Origin of the sequence: Commensalibacter communis (assembly GCF_947179105.1) — a bacterium.
Lineage (GTDB): Bacteria > Pseudomonadota > Alphaproteobacteria > Acetobacterales > Acetobacteraceae > Commensalibacter > Commensalibacter communis.
Genome location: NZ_CAMXCK010000001.1, coordinates 124,687 through 144,964, shown reverse-complemented (window position 1 = coordinate 144,964; position 20,278 = coordinate 124,687). Strand labels below are relative to the sequence as shown.

The 20,278-nt window shown below is 36.0% G+C and carries 22 protein-coding genes and 1 tRNA gene; 12 read left to right on the top strand and 11 right to left on the bottom strand.

Annotated features, from left to right (window positions below):
- The 4 genes from PQG52_RS00745 to PQG52_RS00730 all read left to right on the top strand — a co-directional run bounded on the left by PQG52_RS00745 (position 1) and on the right by PQG52_RS00730 (position 2,988).
- Complete coding sequence (locus PQG52_RS00745; RefSeq protein WP_271827456.1) at positions 1–696, top strand: metallophosphoesterase; 696 nt, start codon at positions 1–3, stop codon at positions 694–696.
- Positions 697–731: 35 nt separating this feature from the next.
- Positions 732–1,046 carry a chorismate mutase gene (locus tag PQG52_RS00740; RefSeq protein ID WP_271789372.1) on the top strand — a complete coding sequence of 105 codons (315 nt, stop codon included), beginning with the start codon at positions 732–734 and terminating at the stop codon, positions 1,044–1,046.
- On the top strand, positions 1,046–1,558 hold the full coding sequence (locus PQG52_RS00735; RefSeq protein WP_271827455.1) for a SixA phosphatase family protein: 513 nt from the start codon (positions 1,046–1,048) through the stop codon (positions 1,556–1,558). The genes PQG52_RS00740 and PQG52_RS00735 overlap by 1 nt, the downstream gene beginning before the upstream one ends.
- Positions 1,559–1,665: 107 nt before the next feature.
- Complete coding sequence (locus PQG52_RS00730; protein WP_271789374.1) at positions 1,666–2,988, top strand: citrate synthase; 1,323 nt, start codon at positions 1,666–1,668, stop codon at positions 2,986–2,988.
- 27 nt (positions 2,989–3,015) lie between these two features.
- Here PQG52_RS00730 and PQG52_RS00725 read toward each other — a convergent pair whose 3' ends face one another.
- A complete protein-coding gene (locus PQG52_RS00725; RefSeq protein WP_271789375.1) occupies positions 3,016–3,279 on the bottom strand; it encodes a hypothetical protein in 264 nt (87 codons plus the stop codon).
- A gap of 199 nt (positions 3,280–3,478) precedes the next feature.
- On the opposite strand from PQG52_RS00725, the gene PQG52_RS00720 reads away from it, so the two are divergent.
- A complete protein-coding gene (locus tag PQG52_RS00720) occupies positions 3,479–4,240 on the top strand; it encodes an orotate phosphoribosyltransferase (RefSeq protein ID WP_271789376.1) in 762 nt (253 codons plus the stop codon).
- Between the two features lie 22 nt (positions 4,241–4,262).
- The gene (gene murI, locus PQG52_RS00715; protein ID WP_271827454.1) at positions 4,263–5,084 is read left to right on the top strand and encodes a glutamate racemase; all 822 of its coding nucleotides are present in this window, start codon (positions 4,263–4,265) and stop codon (positions 5,082–5,084) included.
- Here the strand turns inward: murI and PQG52_RS00710 are convergent.
- Positions 5,081–6,085, bottom strand: a complete 1,005-nt coding sequence (locus tag PQG52_RS00710) for a polyprenyl synthetase family protein (protein WP_271789378.1) — start codon at positions 6,083–6,085, stop codon at positions 5,081–5,083. The genes murI and PQG52_RS00710 overlap by 4 nt on opposite strands.
- A 194-nt stretch (positions 6,086–6,279) precedes the next feature.
- On the opposite strand from PQG52_RS00710, the gene PQG52_RS00705 reads away from it, so the two are divergent.
- Both PQG52_RS00705 and PQG52_RS00700 read left to right on the top strand, forming a co-directional pair.
- Entirely contained in the window at positions 6,280–7,080 is an 801-nt protein-coding gene (locus PQG52_RS00705; protein WP_271827453.1) for a tRNA1(Val) (adenine(37)-N6)-methyltransferase, read from the top strand.
- Positions 7,081–7,410: 330 nt separating this feature from the next.
- Positions 7,411–8,379, top strand: a complete 969-nt coding sequence (locus tag PQG52_RS00700) for a ribonucleotide-diphosphate reductase subunit beta (protein ID WP_271828152.1) — start codon at positions 7,411–7,413, stop codon at positions 8,377–8,379.
- A 66-nt stretch (positions 8,380–8,445) separates the two neighbouring features.
- On the opposite strand, the gene PQG52_RS00695 is transcribed toward PQG52_RS00700, so the two are convergent.
- The 3 genes from PQG52_RS00695 to PQG52_RS00685 all read right to left on the bottom strand — a co-directional run bounded on the left by PQG52_RS00695 (position 8,446) and on the right by PQG52_RS00685 (position 11,989).
- Positions 8,446–9,285 carry an aldo/keto reductase gene (locus PQG52_RS00695; protein WP_271827452.1) on the bottom strand — a complete coding sequence of 280 codons (840 nt, stop codon included), beginning with the start codon at positions 9,283–9,285 and terminating at the stop codon, positions 8,446–8,448.
- 72 nt (positions 9,286–9,357) lie between these two features.
- Positions 9,358–9,846, bottom strand: a complete 489-nt coding sequence (locus tag PQG52_RS00690; protein WP_271827451.1) for a hypothetical protein — start codon at positions 9,844–9,846, stop codon at positions 9,358–9,360.
- A gap of 220 nt (positions 9,847–10,066) precedes the next feature.
- Positions 10,067–11,989, bottom strand: coding sequence for a ribonucleoside-diphosphate reductase subunit alpha (locus PQG52_RS00685; protein WP_271827450.1), 1,923 nt, complete (start codon positions 11,987–11,989; stop codon positions 10,067–10,069).
- Positions 11,990–12,284: 295 nt separating this feature from the next.
- Here PQG52_RS00685 and PQG52_RS00680 point away from each other — a divergent pair, with 295 nt between their 5' ends.
- Positions 12,285–12,782 (top strand): hypothetical protein, encoded by a 498-nt coding sequence (locus PQG52_RS00680; protein ID WP_271827449.1) that lies wholly within the window; start codon positions 12,285–12,287, stop codon positions 12,780–12,782.
- 277 nt (positions 12,783–13,059) lie between these two features.
- Here PQG52_RS00680 and PQG52_RS00675 read toward each other — a convergent pair whose 3' ends face one another.
- From PQG52_RS00675 to guaA, 4 genes are all read right to left on the bottom strand, one after another.
- Complete coding sequence (locus PQG52_RS00675; RefSeq protein WP_271827448.1) at positions 13,060–13,416, bottom strand: cyclophilin-like fold protein; 357 nt, start codon at positions 13,414–13,416, stop codon at positions 13,060–13,062.
- Between the two features lie 261 nt (positions 13,417–13,677).
- Positions 13,678–14,130, bottom strand: a complete 453-nt coding sequence (locus tag PQG52_RS00670) for a hypothetical protein (protein WP_271827447.1) — start codon at positions 14,128–14,130, stop codon at positions 13,678–13,680.
- Between the two features lie 61 nt (positions 14,131–14,191).
- The gene (locus PQG52_RS00665; RefSeq protein ID WP_271827446.1) at positions 14,192–14,950 is read right to left on the bottom strand and encodes a DUF4145 domain-containing protein; all 759 of its coding nucleotides are present in this window, start codon (positions 14,948–14,950) and stop codon (positions 14,192–14,194) included.
- 113 nt (positions 14,951–15,063) lie between these two features.
- A complete protein-coding gene (gene guaA / locus PQG52_RS00660) occupies positions 15,064–16,641 on the bottom strand; it encodes a glutamine-hydrolyzing GMP synthase (RefSeq protein ID WP_271828151.1) in 1,578 nt (525 codons plus the stop codon).
- 176 nt (positions 16,642–16,817) lie between these two features.
- Here guaA and PQG52_RS00655 point away from each other — a divergent pair, with 176 nt between their 5' ends.
- From PQG52_RS00655 to PQG52_RS00645, 3 genes are all read left to right on the top strand, one after another.
- Positions 16,818–17,255 carry a hypothetical protein gene (locus PQG52_RS00655; protein ID WP_271827445.1) on the top strand — a complete coding sequence of 146 codons (438 nt, stop codon included), beginning with the start codon at positions 16,818–16,820 and terminating at the stop codon, positions 17,253–17,255.
- Positions 17,256–17,319: 64 nt separating this feature from the next.
- Positions 17,320–17,396: transfer RNA gene (locus PQG52_RS00650), tRNA-Arg, on the top strand.
- Between the two features lie 139 nt (positions 17,397–17,535).
- Positions 17,536–17,928, top strand: a complete 393-nt coding sequence (locus PQG52_RS00645) for a response regulator (RefSeq protein ID WP_271827444.1) — start codon at positions 17,536–17,538, stop codon at positions 17,926–17,928.
- A gap of 59 nt (positions 17,929–17,987) precedes the next feature.
- On the opposite strand, the gene PQG52_RS00640 is transcribed toward PQG52_RS00645, so the two are convergent.
- Both PQG52_RS00640 and PQG52_RS00635 read right to left on the bottom strand, forming a co-directional pair.
- A complete protein-coding gene (locus PQG52_RS00640) occupies positions 17,988–19,475 on the bottom strand; it encodes an ArnT family glycosyltransferase (RefSeq protein WP_271827443.1) in 1,488 nt (495 codons plus the stop codon).
- Between the two features lie 177 nt (positions 19,476–19,652).
- Entirely contained in the window at positions 19,653–20,180 is a 528-nt protein-coding gene (locus PQG52_RS00635) for a hypothetical protein (RefSeq protein ID WP_271827442.1), read from the bottom strand.
- Positions 20,181–20,278: the final 98 nt, after the last annotated feature.

Genomic DNA, 20,278 nt, shown 5'->3' with positions numbered 1-20,278 from the left:
ATGTCTAGTTTGTTTTCATCGAACCCTAAATCTTTGCGTATTATTGGAGACGTGCACGGTGATTGGCACGCCTTTAAGCACGCCGTACATACAAATCATTTTATTATACAATTAGGCGATTTGGTTGATTACGGCGCAGAAAGCGGCAAAGTCATGGCTTTGATGTTAAAAGTCATCGAAGAAAAAAGAGGATTATTTCTTATTGGAAATCATGATCGCAAACTAGGGCTCGTTCTTAAAGGGCATAAGCCTCGTATAGATAATGCCTTGAATGAGACAATTGAACAAATTAACAGCCATCATGATAAAGAGCTACCCGGAAAAATTATCCATGCCTTAGAACAGGCTCCAGCTTGGATTGTTCTTAAAAAACTCATTTTCGTTCACGCAGGCTTTCACACAAGAATGCTTACAGAACAACCACCTCTAAACCCATTGGCACAAATTAATCCTCTTTTATCTAGAGCTTTGTACGGGGAAACCAGCAATAAACTTTATAAAAGTGGATATCCTGTACGCAAATTAAAATGGGTTAATCATATTCCCGAAGGATATACTTTATATTGTGGTCATGATTGCCGTTCAACCGATGGTAGACCTTGGGTACGCAAAGGATATGCTGGTGGCACAGCAATATTTATGGATACAGGCGCCAGCAAAGGCGGGCATTTATCATGGGTTGATATTACTTTATAAATATCATTATTTTTATTTAAAAAGGATCATATATAATGAGCTCTCCTTCTTCTGCAGATGCTTTAGAACAATTACAAAATCTTCGTCTCAGTATTGATAATATTGATAATGCTTTAATTCATATCCTAGCAGAACGTTTTCGTTTGACTCAAACAGTTGGAGAACTCAAAGCAACTCATAACCTTCCCCCTGCAGACGCGCAAAGAGAGGCAAGACAAATTGCACGTTTACGTGAGATGGCGCAATCCGCACGATTGAATCCTGACTTTGCTGAGAAATTTTTAAATTTTATTATTAAAGAAGTGATTCAACATCACAAAGCCATTGCCGAACAAAAAGATAGTAAATAATGCCTACATCCTCTTATTTAACTCTTTTTATCCTAAGACATGCTAAAGCAAGCGATCACGCTAATACTGATTTTGATCGCCCTTTGACCAAAAAAGGACAGCAACAAGCGATTGAAAAAGGAACGCTACTCAAAAATAAAACTCCTCTTATCGATACGATCTTATGTAGTGCTGCCAAACGAACCGCTGAAACACTAAGCTACTTAGATATAACTATCGATAAATCACAGATTATTACTGATAATAATCTGTATCTTTGTGATCCTGAAATTTTATTAGCTTGTACACAACAAATCACCCATGGGAAATCAGCGCTAATCATCGGGCACAATCCTGGACTACATCAATTTGCTTATGATTTACTTTCTATTAATCCGTTACATCAAAGCGTGCTGCAAGATTCTCTATCTAGATCCCTTCCTAAATGTGCGCTTGTAGAAATTCATTTCTATTGTGAAAATTGGTCTGAAATCAACTGGCATCAAGGATTGTTGTCCTCTTATCATCCATAAAACTTGCACGCCTCGCATAGACGTGACAAGATATGTTTCATTTTTTGTTATAATATTTTTAATAAATCAGTCTTAATAACTTTAATATTTTACTTAGGAGTAAGTGTATGACTCAAACCACGCCAACCGCTCCATCTTTTAGCCCACCCCAAGATGAAGGTTCTGTAACCATTACTTATAAAGGGCAAAGCTCAGTATTGCCCGTTTTATCGGGGACTAACGGCAATAATGTTATTGATATACGCAACCTACAAAAAGACCTCAATTTATTTACATTCGATCCAGGCCTTGGAACAACAGCGTCTTGCGAAAGTAAAATCACTTACATTGATGGAGAGAAAGGTACTCTACTTTACAGAGGTTACCCTATTACACAACTCGCTGAAAAATCAAGTTTTCCAGAAGTAGCTTACTTACTTTTATATGGAAATTTACCTACGCGTCATGAATATAATGAATTCGTCAATCGCCTAGAAGAAAAATCGTTACTACATGAACAAATCCGTAACTTCTTCAACGGCTTTCGTCGTGATGCCCACCCAATGTCCATCCTTTGCGGAACGGTTGCTGGTTTGTCTGCTTTCTATCCAGAAGGTACAGATACATCAAATGAAGAAAGTCGTGATATTGCGGCCGTTCACCTTATTGCCAAAATTCCGACAATCGCTGCATGGGCTTACAAATATTCTCGTGGTGAACCCTTTGTTTACCCTAGAGCAGATTATTCATATTCAGAAAACTTCCTAAATATGCTTTTTGCTCGTCCAGATGCTCCTTACAAAGTTAATCCTATTCTTAGTCGAGCATTAGATCTTATTCTGATTTTACATGCCGATCATGAACAGAATGCATCGACTTCTACCGTAAGACTTACAGGTTCTACGGGGGCTCATCCTTTTGCATGTATTGCTGCGGGTATTGCGGCTTTGTGGGGACCTGCTCATGGTGGTGCCAACGAAGCTGTTCTAAAAATGCTTCATACCATTGGCACGAAAGAAAATATTCCTGACTACATCGCCCAAGTCAAAGATAAAAATAGTGATGTGCGCTTAATGGGCTTTGGACATCGTGTCTATAAAAACTTCGATCCACGAGCACAAATCATGAAAAAAACGTGTGATGAAGTACTTCGCGAATTAGGAACCGATGATCCATTATTAGAGCTTGCAATGGAATTAGAAAAATACGCTCTACAAGATGAATATTTTGTAAAACGTAAATTATATCCAAACGTGGATTTTTATTCTGGCATTATTTTCAAAGCAATGGGCATTCCAGAAACGATGTTTACTGCACTATTTGCGGTTGCTCGTACAGTCGGCTGGGTCAGCCAATGGAAAGAAGCGTTTAACGATCCTTTACGCAGAATCTACCGCCCTCGCCAGCTATATACTGGCCCAACAGAACGCGATCTTAAAAACTCAAAATAATTCAAACTAAAATAATATTCAGGAAATTTAGTGTTTTAAATTTCCTGAAGCTTCGGCACAATTACATCCACGAGTTCCACCGTCTGATACATTATAAAAATAATGATCGATCCATTCAGAAACCAACAAACGCGCTTCTGTAATAGACGATTCGGGATGATAGATTCTATACAAATTTGTGCAGCTCTTGAACACTTGAACCTCATCCACCCCTGCTGATTTTAACTCTTGATAAGCTGTAATAACAGAGCGTTCACATCGACGTTGTATATTATTTGCCAGAATAGTCATCAGCGATTCCTAATTTATTAACAAAAAGTTAAGAATAAGAAGCAATACCATCTAAGTAAAGTCACTTTATAATAAACTGTTGATGATTTCTTGGGACTTTTGACATTTTTAACACGATATTTACTGATTTTTTATAAAAAACCATATATATAAGATTGAACATCACAAGTAAGATTTTAAAACAGGACACGAACTTATTATGTCTCAAACAACAACTGCTTCTACCAGAAAACAACCTCGTTCTCCTCGTATGACCGAGTGGGATCGTGATGCTGCATTAATTACAGCAAGATTATTACTAGAAATCAAAGCTGTTAATTATCGCCCAAATGATCCTTATCTTCTGACTGCAGGTTGGAAGTCTCCTGTTTATATTGATTGCCGCAAGATTATTTTCTTTCCCAGAGCCAGAGCAAAAATTATTGAATTAGGTGTAGAGAAAATTTGTCGCCATGTCGGATACGAATCTTTTGATGCTGTGGTTGGTGGTGAAACGGCGGGGATTCCTTTTGCTGCATGGTTTGCAGATCGCATGATGACACCGATGGCGTATGTGCGTAAGAAACCTAAAGGATTCGGACGTAATGCACAAATTGAAGGCGATGTGCCAGAAAATATGCGCACTTTGTTGGTTGAAGATTTAACCACAGATGGCATGTCTAAAATCGGTTTTGCCAAAGCATTACGCGATGCAGGTGCAATCGTAGACCATGCCTTTGTTGTCTTTTTTTATGGCGTATTTACCAGTGCCTATCAAACGTTAAGTGAAATGGGTATTACGCTTCATTCACTTTGCACATGGTGGGATATTTTAGAAGTAAGCTCTGAATATCCATATTTTTCAAATGGAGACACTTCTGAAATCAGACGCTTCTTAGAAGATCCTTGTGCTTGGTCTGCCAAACATGGTGGTGTCAGCAATGAACAAGAAGCATTAGCTTATAAAAAAGCACGTTTATAGTTCATAAATCTTTGTCATACAAATGACCTATCATATCCTTGCATTTGATTCTGGTATTGGGGGGCTTGGTATTGTCCAAAGCCTCCAACAGCAGCTTCAAAACACTTCTTTTAATTTATCGATCGATTATTTGGAAGATAATTTAATCTTCCCTTATGGCGAGCAAGAAGATAATTTTTTAATTCAAAGAATTATCAATTTAATTGGTATTGCAATTGATCGGTTAGAGCCTGACCTGGTAATTATTGCCTGCAATACAGCCAGTACAATTGCCCTACAGGCTCTGAGAGAACATTACCCAAATACATCCTTCGTCGGCTGCGTTCCACCCATTCGTTGGGCTGCTAGGATCAGTCAATCTAAGCATATTGGGCTATTAGCAACGCGTGCCACCGTGAGAAGACCTTATCTTACAAGTTTAAAAGAACAATTTGCAGCAGATTGTCAACTGATTGGATATGGCTCACCGACTTTGGCACAAATTGCTGAACGCGTTTTTAGACAAGAGGCATATAATTCAGAAGATATTCAAAAAGAAATTAATGCATTATTACAGATGCCATCAGCAGACCAAATCGACACTGTTTGTTTAGGATGCACTCATTACACTTTTGTCTTACCTCATCTACAAGCGTTATCGCCTCGTCATATTCAGTGGCTAGACCCTGCAAATGCTGTGGCAAAACATGCTTTAGACATCATGTTGCAGAGCAATCATTTACCTAACAATAACATTCCACGAAAGAATAATTTTTATTATACTGCCTTACCCACTGAAGATAAGGCTTTGTTAACACAAATATTAACAATGGGTTATACAGACTTATCACATTTCGAATCTTAAAAGTGACGATTAACAGTATATCGAGCAATATCCTCAAATAAGCTGTGTAGTTCTCCTTCAGGAAAAAAACGAATAGCATCACATGCCTTGTTGGCAAAATTCATGGCCTCTTGCAACGTTGCCTCTAGAGCTTGATGTTTATGAATTAAGAACAGAGCATGTTTCAAATCATCTTCGTTTTGATCGCAAGCTTCAATAACTCGTTCCCAAAATTTCTTTTCTTCTGCATCTGCTTGTTGATAAGCAATCAAGATAGGATAAGTAATTTTTCCCTCACGGAAATCATCACCAACTGTCTTACCTAACTCTTCTTGATTTGCTGAATAATCCAACGCATCATCCACAAGTTGAAAAGCCATTCCTAAATTGAGACCGTATGCTTCTAAGGCTTCTTCTTCTTTTAAAGACCGTTCAGCAACAATTGCCCCAACGCGACAAGAAGCGGCAAAAAGAGCAGCAGTTTTACCATAGATGACTTCATAATATCGAACGATAGATGTCGATAAATCATTTTGTATCGTCATTTGCAACAATTCCCCTTCTGCAATCGTCGCAGAAGCTTGGGAAATAATGCGCATGACTTCCAATGATCCATCTTCTGTCATAATCTGGAAAGCGCGGGAAAATAAAAAATCCCCCCCTAACACAGAAGCTGCATTCCCAAATACGACATTGGCACTTTCTGCCCCACGTCGCAACAAGCTTTCATCAACCACATCATCATGTAGTAAAGTTGCGGTGTGTAAAAATTCAATACACGTTGCCAAACGGACATGACGAGGCATCACATCATCAGGGCTGTATTCGTATCCACATAACCGAGCTGAAGCCAACGTTAGTAAAGGGCGTAATCGCTTGCCCCCAGCAACAATAAGATGCGCAGCTAACTGTGAAACTAATTCTACAGAGCTTTGCATTCTATCCATAATGACACGATTACAAAGCGTCATATCTTCGTCTAAGTAATCTAATAATCTTTGTAAGGGTTCTTTTTTATCCATTGAGATGGGCTTCTTACTCTTCTATCTTTTTATAGAATTGTTACTTTCAATTCCAACCAACTATGTGTAAAACTTTAAATATTCTTATTCAATCCAAAAACAAGACTATAGAACATTTTTATCTTTAACACCTCACTTATTATTAAGTTAGTATATAATTTATTTTGTCGAAACATCTTTTTGGTTCATGGTTTATGCAATCGCTATCATCTTCGTCCTCTTTTATACACCATAAATCAAAAAAAACATCTGATGGAACACTTCTCGGAGGAAAGATTTTCTATCGACAATATCAAGAAGGATATAGAACGGCACTTGAACCCATTTTAATGGCCGCATCTATTCCTGCAAAACCTGGTCAAACCATTATTGAAGGCGGTTGTGGCGCGGGGGCTGGATTAATGTGCCTGAACTATCGTGTTCCAAATATTACAGGCATTGGTTTTGAACAAAATCCAAAAATGCTTACATTGGCAAATGAAAATTTTCAACTTAACCATATGAATAGCCTTAAGGTTGTTGAAGTAACCCTTCCAAAACTCCCAAAGCGTCCTTTTGATTTTCTATCCAAAGGACAAGAACACGTCGATCATGTCTTTGCCAATCCTCCTTGGCATGCCCATAATAGCTTTCCTTCTCCTGATCTGCAAAAAGATTTGGCAAAAAGACTCCCAAAAGATTGTCTTGCAGAATGGATCTATGCGCTGAGCCGACCGTTACGCCAAGGCGGCACGTTAACCCTTGCTCTCTCTGCCTCTTTATATGTTGAGGCCAGCGCGATCATGAATCAGTATAAACTAGGATCTATCGTTTTATTTCCATTATGGCCAAAACTGAATCGCTCTTCTCGAATCATTTTATTACAAGGGCGTATGGGATCTACGGGGGGAAGCCAGATTTCTCCAGGTATGATTTTACACAATGAAAATGGTGATTTTACCACCCAAGCCAATCATATCCTTAGAGATGGACAAATGCTTTGCTTACTTCCTTAAAACGCACTAAAATAAAATTGTTAGATCAAACATTTCAATAATAATTATTTTGTTAACATATAAAAATACATATACGTGTTTGCGCATGTCACAAAAAACACGATATCTTATATTTCAAAAAAACTATATATAGTATGTTTACATTTTTTTATACACAATATATACAATATTTATCATCATTGCATTAAAACTTATCACAATAATTATATATGCATAAAATGCTGTTTTAAGGTTTTTTGATAACTCAATAACATCAATAACCCAAAAATTAAACAAAGGAGACGTTCGTTGAATAACGATACTAAAGGTAATGAAAAAACTCATAATCTAATGACATATAACCCCGTTTATAAGCCATTTCATTATCCATGGGCATACGATGCATGGTCAACGCAACAACGTCTTCACTGGATCCCAGAAGAAGTTCCTTTGGCTGAAGATGTCAAGGATTGGCATAAAAAGCTCACCGAATCAGAAAGACATTTAATTACTCAACTTTTTAGATTTTTTACCCAATCAGATGTTGAGGTAAATAATGTGTATATGAAGTATTACAGTCAGGTTTTCAAACCTATCGAAGTCCTGATGATGCTTTCTGCCTTTTCAAATATCGAGACCATTCATATTGCTGCCTATAGTTATCTTTTAGACACCATAGGAATGCCAGAAGTCGAATATTCTGCATTCTTAAATTATAAAGAAATGAAAGATAAATATGACTATATGCAAAATTTCACAGTAGATAATCCATATGAAATTGCCAAAACAATGGCTGTTTTTGGAGCATTTACCGAAGGATTACAACTATTTGCGACTTTTGCAATTTTAATGAACTTCCCACGTTTTAATAAGCTTAAAGGAATGGGACAAATTATTTCATGGTCTGTTCGTGATGAAACTTTGCATTGTTTATCTGTTATAAAATTATTCCGCACCTTTATTCAAGAAAACCCTTCTTTATGGACACCAGAATTCCAACAAGAGCTACGCGATATTTGCGCAACGATTGTTGAACATGAAGATGCTTTTATTGATCTTGCTTTTGAAATGGGTGATATAGAAGGACTAGACGCTGAAACTGTTAAACAATATATCCGTTTTATTGCTAATCGCCGTTTGACCCAACTGGGCGTTGATACGCTTTATGATATTGATAAAAATCCATTACCTTGGATGGATGAAATGCTTAATGCGGTTGAGCATACGAATTTCTTTGAAAATCGCTCTACAGAATATAGCCGTGCTGCGACCCAAGGCACATGGGAAGATGCTTTTGAAGATATGATTCTAGATTCTTAATACTTTTAATATTTCTCATAAAAAAAGAGGTTGAATGATTAACCTCTTTCATAAGTTTAACTATTGTTAGAATTCTTCATAACGTGAAGGATCTTGATCCTTTAAACGCCCATCGGGCTTATCTAATTCTTTTATTTTATCGATATCTGCCTGAGATAATTCAAAGTCAAACAAAGACAAATTCTCTTTTTGTCTTTCATCAGATGTTGCTTTTGGAATGGGCATTGCCCCCAATTGAACATGCCAACGTAAAATAACCTGTGCAATGGATCTTTGATATCGATCAGCAATCTCTTGAATTACCGGGTTTTGCAACATATTATTTGCTCTGCCAATTGGACTCCATGACTGAGTAACAATTCCCAACTTCTTATTATAAGCCCTCTGCTTTTCTTGAGAAAAATATGGATGCAACTCTATTTGATTCATACAAGGTGTTACGCCTGTTTCTTTCACAAGATTATCTAAATGTTCAGGTAAAAAATTACAAACACCAATTGATTTAATCATCCCCCTTTTACGCGCCTCAATCAAAGCTTGCCACGCTTCTACATAATGCCCTGTCAGTGGATTAGGCCAATGGATTAAGTAAAAATCATAATAATCTAACCGAGCTCTATATAAAGATTCTTCGATAGTCACCAATGCTTGACCATACTGTTGACGACGACCTGGTAATTTCGAAGTAATTTGAATTTTGTCTCGAGATAGACCACATTGACAAACTGCCTCGCCCACTGCACCTTCATTTTCATAATTAAATGCAGAATCTAAAAAGTGATATCCATTATGAATGGCTCTGACAATATCTTTGGCACCTTGCCTACCATTTAGTTTATAAGTACCAAATCCGACAGCGGGAATCTTTGTGCCGTCGTTCAAGATTAATTGTGGAATAACAGTCATCTTATATCCTTTTCTATTCTAGTGAGATTATATTCACTCACTTCATTGACTCTCGTCTTCTATTAAATGTATTTACTGTATATTTGTTGGAGACACATTGTATCCCCATGACATCATTGTTCCCGATATATTAAGATCGTTGTAATTCACCGCTAATTTATCATTATTAGGCTGTAAATCGTAATATGATACTTCAGAATAAGTGTTTTTAATTCTATTTTGAGAAGATTGAAGATCACTTTGATAAGTTATAAATCTTATATTAAGATAGTTCTTTGGACGATCAGCTACATTAAAATCATCAAATAAATCAAACACACCCGTGGCAATAACTTTATCATTTTTAATAAAAATTATTTCTAATTTTTTAGAAGATATTGAGAATTCTTTTTTTATAATTTGTTGAATAAGATTTTTACTTTTTTTTGTAAAAATATAAGCATGATCCCATTTAAAATTAGTTATTTTATGTAACTCAACAATACAAAAGTTGCGCTTATTACAATTTTTAGAAAAATAAGAGTAAAATTGCCGCTCAAATTTACCAGAAGACCACATCACCCAAATAGAATATGCCATTATTATTGTGATTAAGGAGAATAATATTAAATATATATGCAATTAATGTATTAACCCTGCCTATTTCTAGTAATTTATATTAACCTCCTTAAAATATATTTATATTATATTATTTAATAACAACCAACAGTTAAACCCAAAATAAAACCCCTTATCTTTAAATAGGATAAGGAGTTTTTATAAAATTATAAAGAGTTAAATATTATTGGCAGGATAGACATTCTTCATAATCAGCGGTTGTTGTATTGTCAATAGGTGTTGAGAGCGTAATTGGTGATAAAATATCCGCTTTCACTGCAACGTTACTGACATCATCTGCTCGCTGTAACGACAAAGAACGGCAATAATATAAAGATTTTACCCCTTTTTTCCATGCCTGATAATGAATCTGATGCAAATCTCGCTTATGAATATCTGCTGGAACAAACAAGTTAATTGACTGAGATTGACAGATAAATGGTGAACGATCCGCGGCATGCTCAATAATCCAACGTTGATCTAACTCGATTGCTGTTTTAAACACATCTTTTTCATCTTGAGTTAAAAACTCTAAATGCTGGACACTGCCTTTATTCAGAGTAATAGAAGACCAAACTTCGTCTGTATCTTGCCCTTTATTTTGCAACAATGTACGCAGATGACGGTTACGCACCGTAAAAGACCCTGATAATGTTTTTTGTAAAAATACATTAGCATTGATCGGTTCTATTCCTGGGCTGGCATTTCCAGCGATAATCGAAATAGAAGCCGTTGGGGCAATAGCCATTTTATTTGAAAAACGCTCGTTAATGCCGTAATCCTCTGCATCTGGGCAAGCTCCACGCTCTTCAGCCAGCATCACAGAAGCCTTGTCAGCTTGTTGGCGAATGTGTTGGAACATTTTCTTATTCCATACCTTAGCCATTACACTTTCGAACGGGATCTTTTTCGCTTGCAAAAACGAATGGAAACCCATCACGCCCATCCCAACCGAACGCTCACGAGAGGCAGCATAACGCGCACGAGCCATTTCATCAGGTGCATTATCGATAAAATCTTGTAATACATTATCCAAGAACAACATCACATCAGGGATAAATTGAGGATTCTGATGCCATTGATCCCAATATTCAAGATTCAAAGAAGATAAACAACAAACCGCTGTTCTTTCCTCTCCCTTATGGTCAATCCCTGTTGGTAATGTAATTTCTGCACAAAGATTCGATGTTTTTACTTCAAGTCCAGCTAATTTATGATGTTCTGGACGAGCATTATTAACCGTATCTGAATAAACAATATATGGCTCACCCTGTTCGATACGAGTCGTTAATATTCTAATCCATAAAGAACGTGCTGAAATCTTACGAATCACTGACTGATCTTTTGGGGATAACAGTGCCCACTCTTCATTCTTCTCTACTGCACGCATAAAAGCATCAGAAACCAATATACCATGATGCAAATTCAAAGCTTTACGATTAGGATCACCCCCCGTAGGTCGGCGTAACTCAATAAATTCTTCAATTTCAGGATGCCAAACAGGTAAATATACAGCAGCTGAACCACGGCGTAATGAACCTTGGCTGATCGCCAATGTCAAACTATCCATCACACGAATAAAAGGAATGACCCCAGACGTTTTACCATTGCGTTTTACATTCTCGCCAATCGAACGCAAATTGCCCCAATAAGAACCAATCCCACCACCTCTGGAGGCTAACCAAACATTTTCGTTCCAAAGCTCGACAATCCCTTTGAGACTATCTTCAGCTTCATTCAAGAAACAAGAAATTGGCAACCCACGAGACGTTCCGCCATTCGATAATACTGGCGTTGCTGGCATAAACCAATGTTGAGACATATAGTCATAGATACGTTGAGCGTGACCTGCGTCACTGCCATAATAAGAGGCAACGCGAGCAAATAAATCTTGGTATGACTCGCCTTCCATTAAATAGCGATCATCCAATGTGGCTTTACCAAAAGGTGTCAATAAATTATCACGAGAATGATCGAGTTTTACCTGATACCGTCCATAAAGTTGAACATTTCCTGCCAACGCATCAGTAAAATCAAACTTTGGTTGTTCAACTTTATCTTTTGTAGTTGCAGAGGGCTTTCTTTCAAGTACATCAACAGGGCTCACGTCTCATATCCTCGTAAAACAAGATTAACGGTTTAGGGACTCTTTATATCCCTAACCATACACCATAAATTGTTCAATGAAATGGTTAATTGTCTATATATAGTATATTTAAAGATTATAAATATCTATATGATGATATAAAATCAACTAAACAATGGTCTTGACATAAATTAATTTTATCTGTGTGTGATAAGTACACAAAAATAAAAACAAAATTATATTTTACAATCATGGTCAACAATTACAAAATAATTAATTTGCTATAAGCGCACAGTAAATCTTATCGGTAAAATAGATGAATCAACAGAGGATCGAAAATACTCCAAGTGTCAAAGGCAATCCATCCATTCTATTAGGAACAATGGAAATCACAAAAGAAGAAGCGACGACCTTAGGAATCAGTTCAAAGCGTACGATCCAAATATTTGGAGCTAAAATCCCAACTGGTAAAATTTATGATGGAATAGAAACGTGGTATGTCAATTTCCTAATCATAGAAACTGATAAAAACCAGAAATATAGTTCAATCCTAGCCCAACTTACTAGTAGTAAAATTACTTTTTATTGCACTATTAATGGAGATAATATCTTAAGTAGTAGCATCTGTGGTGATATGTTCAATGTCAAAAAAATTCGTTGCCTACGCCGCCCTCCGAAATGGAAACATTACGATTCAGAGATTCCAATGATTGAGAATCAAACAGCATTTCTCCTTGGGCAATCTTATATTAAAAAAGAAAGATTAGAAAAGAATATTTTACTTGTGGAGAAACCATCTATTTATTTGCAATAAACACAGAAGATCACTTAGAATTATATATATTCACACAAGACACGAATGAACAAACAGCAGAAGACCATTATCGTTTAGAAGAGTAAATGATAACTTTTGAAAACCATTATAATGATCTTAAAATCGTTCAAAAATTAATTAAATCAGGTAATAAATATCTACATCAATATATTGCAGAAAATAAGCATAGTAATTCTAAAATCCTAACTATGCTACTTGCCTCTGTTAAAACTAAAAAACTACAAAAAGAAATACCAACACGTTTAGATAAAATAAGTCATGGAACGGATTTAATATGTACTTTGATTTTTCCTGCTTCATCAACGAATGAAAAACCCGTTTCGATTTTACCAAGATAAATAATTCCTGGATAGAAAGACGCATCTTCACGATAAATCACAAAATTATTCCAAGGTGCAAAATATGCCAACTGCCCTTTGAGGGGTTTATGGCCCTTAGGCGCATTTTCCTGAGTCAATTTTTTAGGTAGTTCTGAAACTTTTTCTTTATCCCCATAGTCTACTAACATTAAGTCCATTGGTAATTGATGATAAAAATCTCGAGCCGTTGGATTATTGTCCAAAGTCACATTGATAGAGTGTTGACCATCATCCGTGCTGATAAGAATTTTCATTGGTTCCCCTGCGTATGTTTGGAAGGGCATTATTAGGAAAAGGAATATAGATACAATAATTGTTCTCAACCACATTTTTACTATTAACTCCTTAATAGTTGTATAATGTCAAACGCTTGGTATAATTTAAATAAAATATTACAGATTCTATTAAATATCAGTTTTTTATAGATTTTATTGTAGATTAAAGGATCAATCAAAGTCTTTTGATACTCTACTCAGACATTAGCATCTCAAACATAAGCATACTCTTACAGTATATTATTGGGTTAGATATTCCAATAATAAAACTTCTAATTGTTCGAAAGAAAAAACAATATCGGGATAGGTTTCTTGTTCAACATAATATGAAACTATGGCTAACGAAGATTCAAAGTCAAACTCCAGTTGGGTCAGATTGAAAGTCATCGTTGCTTCAGTTCGAGTGTAAAAATTCTCTATAATTTTTTTAGCAAATTTCTTTGTTAAATTGTCGCTACTCAAAAATGAAGAGATCGTATGTTCGCCCTCCCAAAGAATAGTAATATTCTGATCTCTTAAAGCCTGTTCCATTTCATTCAGAGTTAGTCCCCAAAACGTAACTGGTTTCCAATGATCAGTATGATGAAGAACAACATAGATTCCCCCTGTATCGGTTGAATCGCTAACATATTCAGCGCACCAATTTTTATAATGTTTGGGGGATATAACAACGCCTGTTTTGTGAGTAGACATAAAATCATTTCTTCCATACAAAACTTACAGGGCATTTTTTCATAAAAATACTTTAAAATTATTATTTTTTGCTAAATTCATCATTTAATTTTTTGATAGTTATACTCACATCTTTTTTTTCCAAATATAACTTGTCTAAAACATCACTCAGCACTTCATATGCATCAACAATATCTTCTTTCTCTACTGTTGATTCACTATGGCTGCCATCATTACCCATATATTTCAAAGTTAATAATTGCTCTTTAAATAAATACAGTTCTGAGGTTTCAGGAATACTCTCTATCCTACGATGTAAAGGAACAAATTTACCATTTTCATCTTTAGAAAAAATTGCATGCTCTCTTAATAACGCTTCTATCGATATCCGAATACTATTCGTTGTTGCTGTTATTGATGAGAAAAAAGTAGCAAAAGATTCTTCAATTGCTTGTTTAACATTTGTAGGGCATAGCTCAGGAATTTTAAATAAACGTAAATGAGGGTAAAAGTATTTAGGAGAAAATTCAGTTATGTCATTCACATTACCTCTAGTATATTCTAATTGTTGATATATAAAATTTCCACAGCAGCTTACTGTTTCTTGGCATTGAAGATCAGAACATATTAGTAAGCAACTAAAAATTCCTATAGGCTTATCAGCGTCATAAACATCACTATACTCACAAGATAAAAGACCATATTTATTTAATCGATATTTAAAATAATCTTTCATTATTTGTAAAAGACTTTGTTTACATGTTGGGCAAATAAATCTAGATAAGGCTTCTTCTAAAAAATATTCATTTAATAGTATCTCTCGTGCTATTAAGAGTTCCATATTTTACCTCCATCATATAGAATTATAGAAATATTCTTTTTATAATGTGCCATAAAAAAACCCGACAGAGAAAAATCCTATCGGGTTTTACATAATCTATGTAAACAAAAACCTTATTCCCACTCAATGGTTCCTGGTGGTTTTGACGTAATATCATACGTCACGCGATTAACGCCACGCACTTCGTTGACGATACGTCCAGCCACTCGGGTTAAAAATGCCATATCAAATGGATAGACATCAGCAGTCATTCCATCTACGCTGGTAACGGCACGCAATGCACATGCATGATCGTAAGTACGACCGTCGCCCATCACGCCAACGGTACGTACTGGCAATAACACAGCAAAGGCTTGCCAAATCGCGTCATACAACCCTGCACTACGGATTTCTTCTAAATAAATAGAATCAATTTTACGCAATAAATCGAGTTTATCGCGCGTAATATCGCTGAGAATACGAATAGCCAGTCCTGGTCCAGGAAAAGGATGGCGACCAACAATATTTTCTGGAATACCCATTTCACGACCAAGATCGCGGACTTCGTCTTTAAACAGATCACGAAGCGGTTCAACCAACTGCATGTTCATCCGTTCTGGTAAGCCACCCACGTTATGATGAGATTTAATCGTCACAGATGAGCCAGTAACGCTAACACTCTCGATCACATCTGGATATAACGTTCCTTGGGCAAGGAAGTCCGCACCACCTAATTTCTTTGCTTCTTCTTCAAAGACTTCTACAAATAGACGGCCAATCGTTTTGCGTTTGACTTCTGGATCGGTAACATTTTCAAGTTCTTTTAAGAAAAGATCAGAGGCATCACGTTTAATTAAAGGAATATTAAACTGTCCAGTAAATGTCTTAACAACCTCATCCACTTCGCCTTGACGTAACATACCATGATCGACAAAAATACAGGTTAATTGATCGCCAATCGCTTGATGGATTAATACAGCTGCAACCGCAGAATCAACACCGCCTGATAGACCACAAATAACTTTTTTATCGCCAACTTGGTCACGTATACGTGCGATTTCTAAATCACGGAAACTCGCCATAGTCCAATTACCGTGACAACCCGCAATATTATGCGTAAAATTCTTTAACAATGCTGCACCATGAGGTGTATGCACAACTTCTGGATGAAATTGAACGCCATATAAACGACGACCTTCATCCGCAATCATTGCATAAGGTGCGCCTCCACTGGTTCCGATAACTTTAAATCCAGGCGGAAGCTTAACAACTCGATCACCATGGCTCATCCATACTTGTTCACGACTTCCTCTTGACCACACGCCACGACATAAAGAGCTATCTTCCACAACATCAACATGCGCACGACCAAATTCACGATGATCGCTAGATTCGACCTGTCCACCTAGTTGATGACACATCGCTTGTTCGCCATAACAAATTCCCAACACAGGAATATTCAATGCAAAGACTTCATCTGGAATCCGAGGAGAATCTTTATCCGCAACACTGGCAGGCCCCCCTGATAAAATAATCCCTTTGGGTGCAAAAGAACGAATCTTTTCATTCTTGCTGGTATAAGGCCAAATCTCACAATAAACACCACTTTCCCGAACACGTCGGGCAATTAATTGGGTTACTTGGCTGCCGAAATCAAGAATAAGAATCTTTTCTTCGTGTAAAGATTGTTCTAAGTCACTTACTTGGGTCATCATACCAACTTCTTTATTAATACTTATCAAAAAACATGTTTCCATATCACATAAGCGAAAAACATTCAGATAAAAAGGGAATTATCTAAAAAATTTTAACTTTCTCGTTTATAAGACTAAATCAATTTAATGTTTTTATACTATAGTTTTTTTATTGAATCCTATCGGAGCCTTCTATGTTTAAAAAGAAAATAAGACGTTTTTTAGCTAATACAATATTTTTAGGGCTGACTTGCCTTTCTTTGAGTGCTTGTGGAAGCAAACTTGCAGAAGATCACCCACAAGGTGTGTGGTTGGGAAAAATGGAAGTTGAACAAGGAGCTTGCCCTACAGATAGAATGGCTGCATTACGCATTGATAAAAAGATGGTTCTTTTTTCCCCAGATAACGGTGCTTTGATTCTCAGAGGTGATTTCGATAAAAAACAAAAGCCAAGACATTTAGTTGCTCAACTTCATCGTGTTGATATGGATCACAAGCCATACGATCTTATTTTCGAAGGTAAAGCACAAAATGAGAATATTATAGGGACTTATGGAACGCCTGATTGTCGTGCGCATATTACATTTTATCGCCCTAATCATTATGGATTATCCGATGCCATCGCACATTAATAAATAAAATTTAAAAAAAGGCTTGCAATAAAAAAAAAGATAAGATAAAAGCCTTATTCAAGACGCACCCGTAGCTCAACTGGATAGAGCACCAGACTACGAATCTGGGGGTTATGGGTTCGATTCCTGTCGGGTGCGCCATTATAAATATCATCAACAAAACATTGATATATTACAAAAAATCATCAAATATATAAAAATTTTGTTATACAAACAATCAAGTTTTTGTTATAAAGAATTACTTTATACCATTAATACGAAATATATGATTGATTAGTTGATGATACCCCCTTATTCCTCGCTTCTGATCATAGAAGATCAACCAGAAATATGTGATTTAATTGAACTCAGTTTGCTTGATAAAGTAGAACAAATACATATTGCGCATTCAGTATCTACAGCCTGTCATTTACAATCTAAATATCGTTTTGATGTCGCTATCGTTGATTCTTGTTTACCAGATGGTGATCCTTATCCGTTGGTCAAAGAATTATTGGCGCAACAATGCAAAGTTTTGCTAATGAGCGGAAATTTCGAGTTAAATAAACGCCTGGCACGACTACCTTTGCCTCGAATAGAAAAGCCGTTTCGTTTGCCAACATTGATGAAGTCTGTTGAGCAAGCTTTTGAAATACCCGTCACCAAAACGTTACAAGCATTGAACTCTGCTTGATAACAAAATTATATTTACTTCGCGTCAAATTTATATAAATGGTTTAATTTGATTGCAAATTAATTTGGCAACTGCTTACTTTCACCTATAGTAGCTAATCTTGGGTTAAGATCAACATTATATAATTCATATATTTGCGCTATTTGATCATATTGTTGACGTTCTATTTTCCCTCTGGGCGGATAACCTAATGGATTATAAGTGGGAGCAAAATAGCCATTTTCATCAACTGATAAAAAAGAAGATTCTTTATTATTCTGTTTACGAATATAATACCCTTTCATTGTATAGCCTACGGGTAAATTAAAATATTTCCAGCGATCTCCAACAACTATGATTTGTCGTTTTGGCAAATAAAATCTTAGTTCTGATGCCAACCCATAGTTATCAGAAATAATCACTCGGTCTGAAGGAACCGCAGAGTTCACTGATTGCGCAAATGTTTGCCATCCACCTAGCTGTTTTAACAATATATTTTTTTTTGCAGGCAAAGGAAGAATTGCAAATAACACTTGGATATAAACCAATGATATGACTGAAAAGCCAATAATAATAGCCGTCTTCAACCATTGAGTAACATACAATCCTGCAATAACAACCAGCACAGGATACAATAATCCGACCCAGTTTGCTTGCACACGATCCCCAACTGCATGTTGGATAAACACACAAATAGGCACAATAATCATTAACCATAATAACAAAGCGCATGAGCTAAATTTTTTATGCCAAATAGTTTTGGTTAAAGATACTATCCCAATACAAAAACAAATAAAAATAATAGGCGTTGATAAACCAATTTGCCCACCCAATAATTCTGATAAAAATTGTAACGCGCGACTAGGGTTCCAGTCAGTTGTCCGTCCACCTTGTTTAAGTAAACTGATCCATTGATGTTGACTATTCCAAAAAATCACAGGTGAGAAAATAGCGCTGGCTAAAACTGCACCACCCCACAGTTCTTTTTTTTTTAAATAAGAACGTCCTTCTTGACTAATTAAACACCATAATCCCAAAGCCATAATCAATAAAATAGCTGTATACTTACTCAGTAACGCCAATCCTGCACTGGCACCAATAAACCACCACCATTGTACTGATTTTGTATAAAATAAGCGACCACACCCCCATAGCAATGTACAAACAAAGAACAATAAAGGCGTATCTGGAGTCATAATAATTGCCCCAACCCCGACCGTCAAAGTCGCATTTAATAATAAAACCGCAATCAGCGCTTTTTGATCTGAATCAGATTGATGATTGTTAAAGTCTTTAACAGCAAAGAAAATAAAAAAACTACCGATAAAAGCAGCCAGTGAACCTAAAAAACGAACCCCTAGCTCTGTATTCCCCCACAATAAACAACCTGCCTTAATCCATAATCCGATCATGGGTGGATGATCGTAAAAACTAAAATCTAAATGACGTGACCAAACCCAATAATAGGCTTCATCAGGTGATAAGGGCACTGAGGCTGCGACAATAATTCGTATTATTGTCAACAGACCCAACCCAATAGATAGTTTGAGAAGTAAATTATTTTTCATAAATACAAAACCAGATCTTTTATCATTATGCCGGTACATATATTGTGATAAAATACCGACGGTAACATATCAAGAAAATTACGTTACTAATTATATCTATTATAAAAATAATATTTAAATATATAAAAAATTTACACTTTAATTTTATATATTTTTATTATAATGAAGGTCTATTACTTATTTTGCAGACCTCTCGGCTATTTCTTCCAGTATATGTGTTGCACGTTCCTTTAACAGACGATCCATTCCTTTCTTTAAGACCTGTTTGTTAATAAATGCAATCGTTTCGTCATTTCCGACTTTTCCTAATGCAAGTAATAAAGCATCTTTAGCATCTAGATTCTTTTCTTGAACAAAAGCATTTTGAATAAGAGAAGATAACTTAACTATAAAATTTTGAGGTACATCCTTTGCATGCCTAGCAATCATTAATCCAAGTAACCTATTTGTAATCTTTGTTGTCTTTACTCCAAAAATCTGACAAATTGCATTCCATGTTTTAGGGTCATTAAATTGTATTGTCCATGCACATGCCGCTACTTTGATAGAAATAGACACATGCTCATAAAGTGGAATAAGTGCCTCTAAAATCCTTAAATCGTAATATTCGTATCTTCGGCTGATACTACCTACAGTATTTAATAAATCTGATAAAATTGTTATATCTATCTCTTGTTCTATCGCATGAATTAAAATAGAAATCACTGCATCATCCGTTAAAAATTCTTTGTTTTCAACAGTCCATCTTCCTCTCGAAAGTCTATTGATACGAGCAACTGCATTTTTTTCTTGTTACAACATCT

Bases quoted from the DNA above. Each gene is read 5' to 3' on its own strand.
- PQG52_RS00745 (WP_271827456.1), top strand. From the start codon at position 1: ATGTCTAGTTTGTTTTCATCGAACCCTAAATCTTTGCGTATTATTGGA.
- PQG52_RS00740 (WP_271789372.1), top strand. From the start codon at position 732: ATGAGCTCTCCTTCTTCTGCAGATGCTTTAGAACAATTACAAAATCTT.
- PQG52_RS00735 (WP_271827455.1), top strand. From the start codon at position 1,046: ATGCCTACATCCTCTTATTTAACTCTTTTTATCCTAAGACATGCTAAA.
- PQG52_RS00730 (WP_271789374.1), top strand. From the start codon at position 1,666: ATGACTCAAACCACGCCAACCGCTCCATCTTTTAGCCCACCCCAAGAT.
- PQG52_RS00725 (WP_271789375.1), bottom strand. From the start codon at position 3,279: ATGACTATTCTGGCAAATAATATACAACGTCGATGTGAACGCTCTGTT.
- PQG52_RS00720 (WP_271789376.1), top strand. From the start codon at position 3,479: ATGTCTCAAACAACAACTGCTTCTACCAGAAAACAACCTCGTTCTCCT.
- murI (WP_271827454.1), top strand. From the start codon at position 4,263: ATGACCTATCATATCCTTGCATTTGATTCTGGTATTGGGGGGCTTGGT.
- PQG52_RS00710 (WP_271789378.1), bottom strand. From the start codon at position 6,085: ATGGATAAAAAAGAACCCTTACAAAGATTATTAGATTACTTAGACGAA.
- PQG52_RS00705 (WP_271827453.1), top strand. From the start codon at position 6,280: ATGCAATCGCTATCATCTTCGTCCTCTTTTATACACCATAAATCAAAA.
- PQG52_RS00700 (WP_271828152.1), top strand. From the start codon at position 7,411: ATGACATATAACCCCGTTTATAAGCCATTTCATTATCCATGGGCATAC.
- PQG52_RS00695 (WP_271827452.1), bottom strand. From the start codon at position 9,285: ATGACTGTTATTCCACAATTAATCTTGAACGACGGCACAAAGATTCCC.
- PQG52_RS00680 (WP_271827449.1), top strand. From the start codon at position 12,285: ATGAATCAACAGAGGATCGAAAATACTCCAAGTGTCAAAGGCAATCCA.
- PQG52_RS00675 (WP_271827448.1), bottom strand. From the start codon at position 13,416: ATGAAAATTCTTATCAGCACGGATGATGGTCAACACTCTATCAATGTG.
- PQG52_RS00670 (WP_271827447.1), bottom strand. From the start codon at position 14,130: ATGTCTACTCACAAAACAGGCGTTGTTATATCCCCCAAACATTATAAA.
- PQG52_RS00665 (WP_271827446.1), bottom strand. From the start codon at position 14,950: ATGGAACTCTTAATAGCACGAGAGATACTATTAAATGAATATTTTTTA.
- guaA (WP_271828151.1), bottom strand. From the start codon at position 16,641: ATGACCCAAGTAAGTGACTTAGAACAATCTTTACACGAAGAAAAGATT.
- PQG52_RS00655 (WP_271827445.1), top strand. From the start codon at position 16,818: ATGTTTAAAAAGAAAATAAGACGTTTTTTAGCTAATACAATATTTTTA.
- PQG52_RS00645 (WP_271827444.1), top strand. From the start codon at position 17,536: ATGATACCCCCTTATTCCTCGCTTCTGATCATAGAAGATCAACCAGAA.
- PQG52_RS00640 (WP_271827443.1), bottom strand. From the start codon at position 19,475: ATGAAAAATAATTTACTTCTCAAACTATCTATTGGGTTGGGTCTGTTG.